The organism is Microscilla marina ATCC 23134 (assembly GCF_000169175.1).
Lineage (GTDB): Bacteria > Bacteroidota > Bacteroidia > Cytophagales > Microscillaceae > Microscilla > Microscilla marina.
Genome location: NZ_AAWS01000029.1, coordinates 100414 through 111238, shown reverse-complemented (window position 1 = coordinate 111238; position 10825 = coordinate 100414). Strand labels below are relative to the sequence as shown.

Genomic DNA, 10825 nt, shown 5'->3' with positions numbered 1-10825 from the left:
TACTGTCATTACAAAAAGGAAAAGCACTACTCACACTTTTCCATACTGCTGAGGTTCCTCCATTTTTTTTGGCGGTGAGCCCACCAATCAAAAAATTTCTTACCCCAATATTAGGTGCTGACACAGTAGAAGATAGTTGAGGTTTCATATTGTTTAGTATGCTGGCAGTAGCTCTATAAATTAAAGGGCCACGTTCTTTAGTATTTTTTAATATATATATGTACTTTTTTCTTCCCCAAAATGCTACAACATCACTTTGCAACTTTTTAGGAAGTACTCCCTCATTCAAAGTCTTTGTAGATGACAAGCTTTTAAATACATAATATTTAAAACCCTTAATTACATACACCACCTTGCCCATTTCTTCTGTACTTAAAGCAAAGTAATGATCACCATTTTTTGCCAAAGGTGATCCTATGTCTTTAACTTTACCCTTTGCATCGCCAAAGTTTTTGTGTGTTGAATAGGTATTCTCCCAGACTGCACAGCGTTTACTATCTTCGCCTTTTCTGTTTGTATATCCAACATAATGTTTGGCATTGCCCAAGGCTTCATTTAAAGGAAATATCTCGCTCTTAGTTGTGTTTGAACCACCCAGTTTTTTTGCCCTTAGAAAACACCCTAAATCGGTACGTACTATATAAACATATTTTCTGGTAGAAAAAATATCATAGCCTTTGTAGTGTGGTTTCAATTTACTTTGACCAAATGTGGCAAAAGAAATGAGTTGTATACAAGCAAAGAGGGTGAATAGATGTTTGTTCATTTTATCAAGCTATTTAAAGTAAAAAATAAGTTCGTATTGTAAAGTGGATAGTTTCAGGTCGATTAACCTGAATGCTTGTAGTCTAAATTTAGGTAATTTAGTTTTGTAAACCTAACTATGCTTGACCCATTCAAACTTACCAAAGAAGGTTTTGAAAGCTTCATTAATAATACAACCAGGAGTACAGTGTTTTATCAAAAGAGCCCATTATTTATTCAGTTTTTTTGGCAGTATAGACAACAGGTTAACTCTTTTGTAAAATTGGCTCCTTGCTGCTTAAAAACAGGCATATTTTAGGCAGGGGTTAAAGCTAAAAAAGCGACTTCCCCTGATTTGGGAAAATCGCTTTTGGCATTTATAATTTATTAGGCCTACCGCTTAACCGTCTGATTGATACTTACCAAAACTGTTAAAACAGATAGCATTTTTTCATGAAAAAACACAGAAACAAACCAGCATTGCTATGTTAAAGTTTTGGTGGTTTTCATTACCCGATGGCTCACACCATTGGCAATAAAAATAATGATAACACTCAGGCCAAATAGAGGAAAAAATATCCCTAAAAATATAATGAGGGCTACCATTCCTTTACCTACTTGCCAATTGGTAGGCGCTGCCGGAATGCTCCATTCTCCTTTGCGTTTTCTTTTGGCATAAGACAGCAAGGCCATCACGCTCAAAAACAACAAACCAATGGCTGTGAAAAAGACCAGCCACCAGTTCCAAAACCCAAACTCGCCTTGATGAAACGCCATTGCCCATAGCCTGGCTTTCATCATCACCCCAATGTCGTCCCAGGTAGCACGATGAAGTTGCTCACCTGAGTAACGATCGAAGTGGTATTTAGCCATTTTTGAAAGCTGATGGGTTTTATTAGATACACTGAACACCGATTTTTTGGAAGTTGGCAAGCTTAAGGTAACTTCTCCTGGTAACTTTAAAGCCTGGGCTTGAGCCATCATTGCATCCAGCGTGAGCGGTTTGCCTTGTGGGGTAGACTGAAATTGTCGGCTTTGCCATGCGGCTGGAAACCCGGTGTTGGTTTGATTATGCACCCATTTAAAACCACTGCCCCATACATCAGTCCAGGGTAGCCCGCCTGCCAGGATAAGTAATAGCAAAAGCGAAAACCAAAACCCAGATACTGCGTGCAAATCGCGAAACAAAATACGTCGAGAAGCCTTGAAGCGTACTGTAAATAAGCTTCTCCAACCCCGCTCCTGGGGCCAAAACAAATAGAGACCAGTGAGCAGCAATACTACCATCCAGCTGGCGACTAGCTCGACTACTTTGGTACCATACCCCCCCAGCAATAGCTCCCCGTGCAGCTTGCGTACTTTGTACATATCAGTCTGGTTTATCTGCCATTTGCCTTGAATGTTTCCATTGTAAGGATTTACAAAAAGGCTGGACTTACCCGAAAACCGTCCTGAAACAAATTCAGTAGCCTGGTTTTGATGGGTTGGTAAAACTACGCCACCAGGAACTCTTCTCCAGTTTTTTCTGGCAATTTCCCATTGTTTGTCAAAGCTTATTTTTTGGGTTTGTGGCTTTACCTGCTTCAAAGATTGTTGGTCTGTTCGCTCGTAAGACCCTTTAAATAAGTAAATCGCACCAGTAATGGAAAGTAATATTACAATAGGTAAGCTAATTATTCCGCCTATAAAATGCCACCTCCAAATCCAACGATGTAATTTATTTTTTTTCATATAGTTAAGAAAGTATTAGAAGCTGCTTTACCTACGCAAGCAGCTTCTGATCCTGTGGTCATTATTTTTGTTGGAATTTATAAGCAATGCCAATATTAATATTGCGAGGACGACCCAATGAATAAGATTGTCCCCAAGCGGTAGCCCGAGCCACCGTTGAGTACAATTCATTAGTGGTATTGAGCAGGTTAGCCCATATTTCAAACGACTTGCGGGTATAGCCCACTCTCACATTTAAGATGTCATGTCCGCGGTAGGTTTTGGTGTTGCGTTGGTCCATGAAGTATTCATCGATGTGTTGCCACTCAAGACTTACTCTAAACCCTTTGAAAAAACGAGGAGTATAGGTCACCTGAGCATTGGCGATCCACTCAGGTGCCTGGGGCATTTTGTTGCCAGAAAAGTCTTCCCCTGATTCGTTAAAGTCGATGAATTTGTGCAAAGCATTGGTGCCGCTTAGCCTGAACTTTAGATCAGGGTGAGGAAAGAAATTTAGCCCATACTCAACTCCTTGGTGGGTGGTTTCGCCGGCATTTTGACGAATGGTCGAGCCGTCGTCCTGTAATACCGAGATAATTTCATTGAATCCATCCATTTTATAAACGCTCACGTCAAGCTTGGCCTTCTCGTTGGCAAAAGTAACCCAGCCACCCAGCTCTAAATTATTGTAATAAACGGGCTTCAAGGTTGGCACCTCATTGCCTCTATACAATTCGGTCACTTGAGGAGGAACAAAACCTTGGCTGTAGTTAACATATATCCCACGGTTGTTTTTAAAGTCATAGGTTAAACCAATCTTGGGCGTAAATTGACTAAAAGTATTCTTGCCATCCAACACTGCCGTGAAAGCATTGGCTCCCAGATGATTGTCAAAACTATAGTTAAACTGGTCATATCGCAAAGCACCAATAATATTCAGCCCTTTGAGTGGGCTTAACTTAATTTGGGCATAAGCCGCCACGTTAGTAAGGTTGGCGCCATAATCGGCCAATAAGCTATCTGTTTTGGTAAACGAATCATAAACACCTTCATCGTTTTTGTTGACTTGGATGTAATGTGCCTGGTAAGTGTTAGGGCTGTAATCAAAGCTCCCCCCAACAATCAAACTACTATTAAGCCAGGAAAAATCTTGTTTGTGCTGCATGATCAAACCATAGCTGTTAAAGCTATTATCGTTGACTTCGCCATGAGCCAGGCGAGGGTTTCCAGAAGGAATCCAGGGTCTGAAATCGTCTCTTACCCGATATGAAGGGTTTTGTTTGACAGAGTTATTTCGGTAGTAGCCCGTAACAGTAGATTTAGCCTGGTCATTCCAGTAATGATTCAAAGCAAGTTTGGTACGAAAAGCATCTACCTGGCGATTGGTAAAAGTGTGGTTCGAGGTATAGGTTTTACTATAAAAATTGGTGCTGTCTAGTGAACCTGACATTTGCGCATAATAATCAATCAAAGTGTTGCTCCATACCAGTTCAGTATTTTTTGAAATAGAATAAGTAGCCGATAAACTCAAAGCCAATTTGTCAAAATCGGAATGACTGACCACTCCATCTCTCTGATCGGCATAATAGCCTGAAACCCGAACGCCCAGTTTTTTGCCAAAACTGTTAGAAGCATAAAAATCAGTTCTTTTGTAGCCAATATCATTGCCTTGCACACTTATTCCTGCGGTAAATAGAGCTGAAGATTTTCTGCTGATAAAATTAACCGCTCCCCCAATGGCCTCGCTCCCATACATGCTTGATGCAGGCCCCCGAATGATCTCAATTCGGCTGGTGTTGGCCATGTTGATCTCAAGCAAAGCATTGTGGTTAAATACGCCTGAAGTTCTGATCGGAACACCGTCTTCGAGGTACAGATAGGATGCTCCAAAATCGATAGGACGACGAATACTCATGGTATGTTGTTCACTTCCTAATGCTACCATGTTTACTCCAGGCACTTGATTCAAGACCTGGTCTATGGTAGTGGGTTTGTTTTCTTCAATGGTTTTGGACGAAATAGAACTAATAGCTACTGGCGCTTCTGTTCTTCTTTCGTGCTCCCGATTTACACTAACTACTACTTCATTGAGGGTCAGCGCATTAGGGGTAAGTTGAATATTTAATGGATTCCTGGCTAACACCGTAATCGCCTGATACCCTATGCATGAAATGGTGAGAGAATCTGCCTGTATATTCGCTATTATACTAAACTGTCCGAGGGTATTGGTGGTCACCCCTGTTTTTTGCTGCATGTTATAAATTGTGGCAAAAGGTATGACTTCACCAGATTCTTGATCAGAAATGGTTCCATGAATGGTTTGGGCAAAAGAATGGATGCTTGCCAAACATAAAGCTGCACAAAAAATTATATATTTCATTGCTTAAATTATTTCTGTTTAATATGATAAACATTAGACAATAAGAGGGTGTGTCCCCCGCTTGAAGGCAATGCCAATTGATTACCTACTGGAATAGTCTTAAGGGGAATTGTTAATCTGTTTGATAAAAATCGCTGGCGTAATAGCTCAGAGATTTTTCTATTGACAGGTGTCATTTTTTAAGCATGGCAAAGCCAGGCTAACCAATGAAACACTGTCAGAAAATATCAAATAGTTACCAGAAAAATTTAAGAAGTCTGAGGGGGGTGGAAGATTTTGTTGGGTAAGTCAAAAGAGCGGAAACCAGGGTAATAACCCACAAGTTGCCCGAGGTCGAGATAAGCGCAGTTCACCTTGGTCAACGCCTTGCTAAAAAACAAGATGTTATGGGTGTCTTTCTGAGATTGAGGAACTTGTTTTTTCTCTTGTTTCTTTTGTTCCTGCAATTTTTTAGAAAGATGGCAACTACCATGACAGGCAAGTTTGGGTTTCTCTTTGTTGATACAAAGCACCTTGGCGATAAAATCTTGATTGACCTTAAAATCAATTAGAATCCAAACCCGTTGAAGGTTTGGCAGCAGCAGCACAAAAATTAATGATATGGAAATTACCTTTTTCACAATAGCGGTAAAATTATTTCTTTTTAGATTACTGACCTAACATAAAATGAAAAAATACGCTCAGAAGAATACTCTTCTTCAATAAATTGTACCTTAAGGACTCATGATTGCCTGTTTTAGTCTACTCATTTTCAAGTTTTTACAAAAACCAAGTTACATTAGTAAATCAATCAAGCCTCACCCAACCAAGCAGATTTTTCACTGTGTTCAAAATGACAGGCTACAACTCACCGAAAAAAACAATCAGTTCAGCGATTTTTAGGTGAATGAGGCGCTATAGATCCTTATTTTGTGGCTCAAATCAATTACCAAACTGTATGAAAAGATCACCTTGGCTATTTGTATTAGTTATTAGCTGTGTTGCTTGCGCCAAGCCGTCTACCCACTCTAGAGCGGTCAAACCTATAGACGCTCCTGCGCCTACAATACTGTTTGTGGGCAACAGCCTGACTTATACCAACGATTTACCCAATATTTTGAAATATATCATGGGGAAGTTTGGCAAATCAGCAACAATGATTTCGCTTTGTAAGCCTAACTATGCCCTCGAAGATCACTGGAACGAAGGAAGAGTACAGGCATTGATCAAAAAAGGTAATATTCAATATGTCATTGTTCAACAAGGACCTTCGTCTCAAAGTGATGGCAAACAATCGCTGGTAACATATGGCAAGAAATATCAAACAATTTGTCGCAAGGTGGGCGCTGCACTGGGCTTTTATATGGTGTGGCCTGCCAAATGGTATTACCCTACTTTTGATGGGGTGATTGCCAACTATAGCCATGCTGCTCAGGTCAATCAGGCACTTTTGTTCCCGGTAGGGGTGGTTTGGAAAGCCTACCAGCAAGCATATAAAAAAGTAAAGTTATATGGAGCTGACAATTTTCACCCTTCAAGGGCGGGTAGTTTTTTGGCGGCGTTGACTATTTTTCATACACTATACCCAGGCGAAGGCTTTCAGCAAATGAATATCAAAGACTATTGGCAGTGGGTTGACAATCGGGCTTCGTTTAAGGCGATGATTAAGCTAGTACTTCGCCTAAAGTAAAGTATTAGATAAATTGTTTTTTTTTCACCCTTGAGTATAAAACTTAGCCCAATTTAGTTATGGGCTAAGTGTATGATCTGGCAAAAAAACAAGTAGTTTTTATGCACTCGATTCGTTGTCCTGAACTTTAAAAACAACGCTTTAAAGTACTAAAACAACTATTTTACATTAAAGAAAGCGGGCTCTTCTTCAGGAGGGCTTTTGGTATCTGTAAAATAAATCCCTGTTGTCATTACCAACTTATTATTGATGTGCATTTGACCTTGCCAATACCCAATACATTGCCCACCTTTTACCAGCTTGCCTTCATCAAGGTTAACAGTAGTGGTATTTTGGGTTGACCATTCTTTGGATTTTGTTTTTACTGAGGCACCACCATAGGTAGTTGACAATTCGGCATGGGCAGAGGCTACCAATGCTCCCAGCCCTCCTGTTTCCATACCTACAGTGGCAGTTACCGACCAGTTTTTTTCGATCGAGGAGGTAGACCCTTTTACAAACCCAACTGTAATGCTCTCCGACACTTTTGGAGCGGCAACTTCACTACTTTGGTTTGAACTTGTATTACAAAAAGGAAATGCCCCACTTATGCTTTTCCAAACTATAGAAGTTTTCCCCCCTTGTTTGGCAGTTAACCCACCAATCAGAAAATTTCTCACTCCATTATTAGGCGCAGACACAACAGTAGAGAAAGGTCTACGCAAATCTAAAGTTCGATAGATTAATGGACCAAACTCAGTATTTTTTAACACATAAATGTACTTACTTCGCCCCCAAATGGCTACAATCTCATCTTTTTCGGTAGAATCAGTTTGTAATTCTTTTGGAAGATCAACCCCATCAAACCCTTTTTCTGGTTTTCGGTCCTTCAAACTTTTAAACCTGTAAAACTTATTGCCTTTAATGACATAAATTCTTCTGGGTTTATTGCCTTTTCTTACTCCCACAGCAAAATAGTGATCACCGTTTTTTGCCTCCTCTGAGCCTATGTTTTTAAACTTTCCTTTTGTTTTACCAAAGTTTCGGTATGTCGAGTATATAGTATCCCGTACCACACAACGCGTTCCCTTCAGTTTTCCGTCCGATATTCTATTCAACCCAAGATATCCATTGCCATTAGACAATGCTTCGTTCACTGGAAAGATCTCACTTTTTGTGGTGTTCGCTCCATCCAAGCGTTTTGCCCTTAGAAAGTAACCAATATCAGACCTCACCACATAGACATAGCTCCCGGCAGAAAAAATATCGTAGCCCTTATAGTGCGGTTTTAGTTTGCTTTGACCAAAAGCAGTAAATGATCCCAATAATATGCATGCAAGTATTACTAAGTGATACTTTTTCATTGTTTTTAAGCGTTTAAATTTGAGTATAAGTTCGTATTTTTAAAGTTGATAGTTTCGGGTAAAGTAACTTGGGTAGTTACGCTAACCTGTTTGTCTAATGTAGAAAATATCACTTTGCAAACCTACTTAAAACACTACTTTTTAGCGGTCAGATTCTTCTCATCAAGGTCTTGGTTTATTTGTATAAATATCCCCCCATTTTAAACCTTCCAACCGGAGACTTGAAATAGCGAAAAGCTAACTAAAAGGGATATCCTATACCTAAGTTAAGCAAGGTTTGCCCGTTATGCCCTGGATTGCCCAGATTAAAATTACCCAAAACATAACGGTTACCTACTGCCCTTGCAGGGTCGTATGCTTTGACACCTGCATCGAGACGAATGAGCAAAAACGAAAAATTGAGGCGTAAGCCAAAACCCACACCTACGGCTATTTCTTGCAAAAATGATGGAAACTTAAACTCTGACCCAGGGCGATTGTCGGCTTCTATCATCCACACATTGCCCGCATCTACAAACAAGGCTCCTTCAAAAAAGCCATAAATAGGAAAACGGTATTCCATATTGGCTTCAAAAATTATTTCACCGGGTTGTTCAAACGAGTAATCAAACTCTTCTGACCCTTCTCTTAGTTCGGGTGGGTGCGACCCAGGCCCCAAACGCCGTGGTGCCCAGGCACGCACACTATTGCTCCCTCCGGCAAAATAAAACTTCTCGTAAGGCAATGTTTCTGATACTCCGTAAGGGCGAGCTATACCAGCGTGTATTCTAAATGCCAGTTTTTGTTTTTTGTTCAAAGGTAAATAATAATGAAAACTAGAGTTGAACCTATAAAACTGAAAATACTTCAGTCCGGCAATAAGGGTATCTCCCCCCAAAAACTGTCGGTCAATCAGGTTAAAAGTAGTCCCCCCCGACTCCATCAGCAACTTAACGTAGTGGGCGTTTCTTAACTCCCCAATATTGGTATTGTTAAAAGTGTAAGTAAAGTAATAACTCCCTACAAGGGCTCTCTCAAAACTCTTGATTAAAGGGTTTCCCGCCCTTTCTAACTCTAACAACTGCTCTTTGAAAGTCGACGAAATACGAGGCACATTTACGAAGCTTATTTCTGACAAGGTAAAGTTATAACTAGAGTAGCGGCTAAACCACAGGTATGTCATTGAGCTCCGCAAATTGGTTCGGTTATACTCTGGGCGTTGCACAAAGTTGTACCCAACATTGATCCGGGTTTTTGGGCCATAATCGTTGAACAGAAACCTCAAACGGGTAGGGAATAAAATCACTGGGAAGTTTAAGGCGGTGTTTAAGCTTAGCTCCTGACTGCTATAGTTTTGATTTTCGTCAGAAAAACTCGCCTGCCCATCAAGGGTATACTGAAAGTTGGTTTCGAATACCTCAGCTCCCCCAAACAAGTTGCGGTTTTTGAGCGATAAGTTGATAAAAGGGCCCGGCAAACCTTGCCCTACAGTTACACCGGCTTCACTGGTAAACTGATATTTTTCTACCGGGCTGGTTTTTATTCGGGCAATGAGCCTTCCCACCTTTTGGTCGTTACTATCTTTGGGTATTTCAAAGGTGGTGTTTACAAATTTGAACATGTCTAATGCTCCTAACAAACTTTTGGTACGCAACACTTGGTCGTACTGGTAAAAGGCACCAGGCTCAATCTGCACCCTATAATCCAAAATATGCGACGAATAGGGAATGCGGCGCTTGGCAAATTTATACACTACCCCTTTAGAAGATACCTTTTTGTTGTAATCGGGCTTGGCATTGTTCGTTATTTCAGTGTTGGGCTGTATTTCAAATATGACTTTATCAATTTTGTATTGACGGTGATATTTTTCTTCCCCCGCCGGACGATTGACCACAATACGGCAATGGGCTAGTTTACGGTTTTGTTTAGTGGTGTCTTTTAGGGCAGTGGTATCTACCTTAAAAAGTAAATACTGCTTATGAAAAGTATAAAACCCATTATTTTTCAGCAAGTTAACTATCCTGGTACGTTCAGTGTTGAAGTCTTCCTCGTCATAGCGTTTGCCTTGCTTTAAAGGGCTTTTTTTTCGCAACTCAGGGGTAGTAAGCAACGAATCAATTACTTTGTTTTCGGTCACGTATTCTATTTTGCCCAACAACAAAGGCTTGCCTTCTTCTACTTTATAATAAACCTTTACTTTTTTCCTTTTTTTATTGCGTTTGGTTTCAACATCTACTGTTGCCTGAAAAAAACCTTTAGACCGATAATATGCCTCCATCTCTTTTGCAGATTCTTTTGCCTTGAGCGAGTCATAAAAGATTGGCTTCTCCCCTACCGAACGCATCCACCAGTTGCCTTCTCTTAAGGTCTGGTTCAGGTCTTTCACTTTGTCTTCCTTTTTTTCTTTTAATTTACGTATCTTCTTCTCTGCCTTTTGCCTTATTTTTTCTCTTTTGGCACCCTCTGGCGCTTTGCCTATGCGCGCTTCTTGTTGCTCTACCAGGGTATCATACTTGGCCTTGGTTTTTTCTATTTTAGCCCTTATTTTTTCGGGTTCAAACCGTTTTAAACCATAATTGTAAGCAGCAACCGATGGATACCCAAATAAAAAACGAGTATTGGTTTTTTGACGAAAAAGGGCTTCCAAATTACTCGAAGACAGCTTTTTGTTGCCTTTTATGTCTTGACTCCGCAAAAAATACTGCCCTTTTTTCCAGTTTTTGGTGCTCATACACCCCGACAATACCCCTAAAACCAGCAACCAGCCTCCCAAATAATGAACAGTTTTTAGCATATATTTCTCTGTTATCATGCATTATGTTGATTCAATACTAAGTTCTGCGTATTTTTTTGATTTACAAAATTTTAAAATATCAATTTATGCCTGCTCCTTGTTACAAAAAGAAGAATGCATTGAAGTCAAAAAATATTTATAAAACCCAACGCTTATTTTTTAGCCTTCACCTTTTATCTTTGGAGCTTTGTTGATGACTAAACCCC

At 40.1% G+C, this 10825-nt stretch carries 7 protein-coding genes; 1 reads left to right on the top strand and 6 read right to left on the bottom strand.

Translation table 11 applies throughout. The features are described 5' to 3' along the window. The 4 genes from M23134_RS23475 to M23134_RS38780 form a co-directional block, all read right to left on the bottom strand. Positions 1 to 766: hypothetical protein (locus M23134_RS23475; protein WP_002700208.1), on the bottom strand; the 766-nt coding region annotated here is incomplete at its 3' end. 461 nt (positions 767 to 1227) lie between these two features. Then, positions 1228 to 2475: a PepSY-associated TM helix domain-containing protein gene (locus tag M23134_RS23465; protein WP_002700204.1), complete on the bottom strand. Its 1248-nt coding sequence runs from the start codon at positions 2473 to 2475 to the stop codon at positions 1228 to 1230. Between the two features lie 61 nt (positions 2476 to 2536). Next, complete coding sequence (locus M23134_RS23460; RefSeq protein WP_002700202.1) at positions 2537 to 4834, bottom strand: TonB-dependent receptor; 2298 nt, start codon at positions 4832 to 4834, stop codon at positions 2537 to 2539. 248 nt (positions 4835 to 5082) lie between these two features. Beyond that, positions 5083 to 5454, bottom strand: a complete 372-nt coding sequence (locus M23134_RS38780; RefSeq protein WP_053337366.1) for a hypothetical protein — start codon at positions 5452 to 5454, stop codon at positions 5083 to 5085. Between the two features lie 317 nt (positions 5455 to 5771). On the opposite strand from M23134_RS38780, the gene M23134_RS23450 reads away from it, so the two are divergent. Continuing rightward, positions 5772 to 6503 (top strand): SGNH/GDSL hydrolase family protein, encoded by a 732-nt coding sequence (locus M23134_RS23450; protein ID WP_002700196.1) that lies wholly within the window; start codon positions 5772 to 5774, stop codon positions 6501 to 6503. A gap of 158 nt (positions 6504 to 6661) precedes the next feature. Here M23134_RS23450 and M23134_RS23445 read toward each other — a convergent pair whose 3' ends face one another. Both M23134_RS23445 and tamL read right to left on the bottom strand, forming a co-directional pair. Then, on the bottom strand, positions 6662 to 7846 hold the full coding sequence (locus M23134_RS23445) for a hypothetical protein (protein ID WP_045114191.1): 1185 nt from the start codon (positions 7844 to 7846) through the stop codon (positions 6662 to 6664). A gap of 241 nt (positions 7847 to 8087) precedes the next feature. Beyond that, a complete protein-coding gene (gene tamL, locus M23134_RS23440) occupies positions 8088 to 10619 on the bottom strand; it encodes a translocation and assembly module lipoprotein TamL (protein WP_002700191.1) in 2532 nt (843 codons plus the stop codon). Between the last annotated feature and the right edge of the window lie 206 nt (positions 10620 to 10825).

Bases quoted from the DNA above. Each gene is read 5' to 3' on its own strand.
- M23134_RS23465 (WP_002700204.1), bottom strand. From the start codon at position 2,475: ATGAAAAAAAATAAATTACATCGTTGGATTTGGAGGTGGCATTTTATA.
- M23134_RS23460 (WP_002700202.1), bottom strand. From the start codon at position 4,834: ATGAAATATATAATTTTTTGTGCAGCTTTATGTTTGGCAAGCATCCAT.
- M23134_RS23450 (WP_002700196.1), top strand. From the start codon at position 5,772: ATGAAAAGATCACCTTGGCTATTTGTATTAGTTATTAGCTGTGTTGCT.
- M23134_RS23445 (WP_045114191.1), bottom strand. From the start codon at position 7,846: ATGAAAAAGTATCACTTAGTAATACTTGCATGCATATTATTGGGATCA.
- tamL (WP_002700191.1), bottom strand. From the start codon at position 10,619: ATGCTAAAAACTGTTCATTATTTGGGAGGCTGGTTGCTGGTTTTAGGG.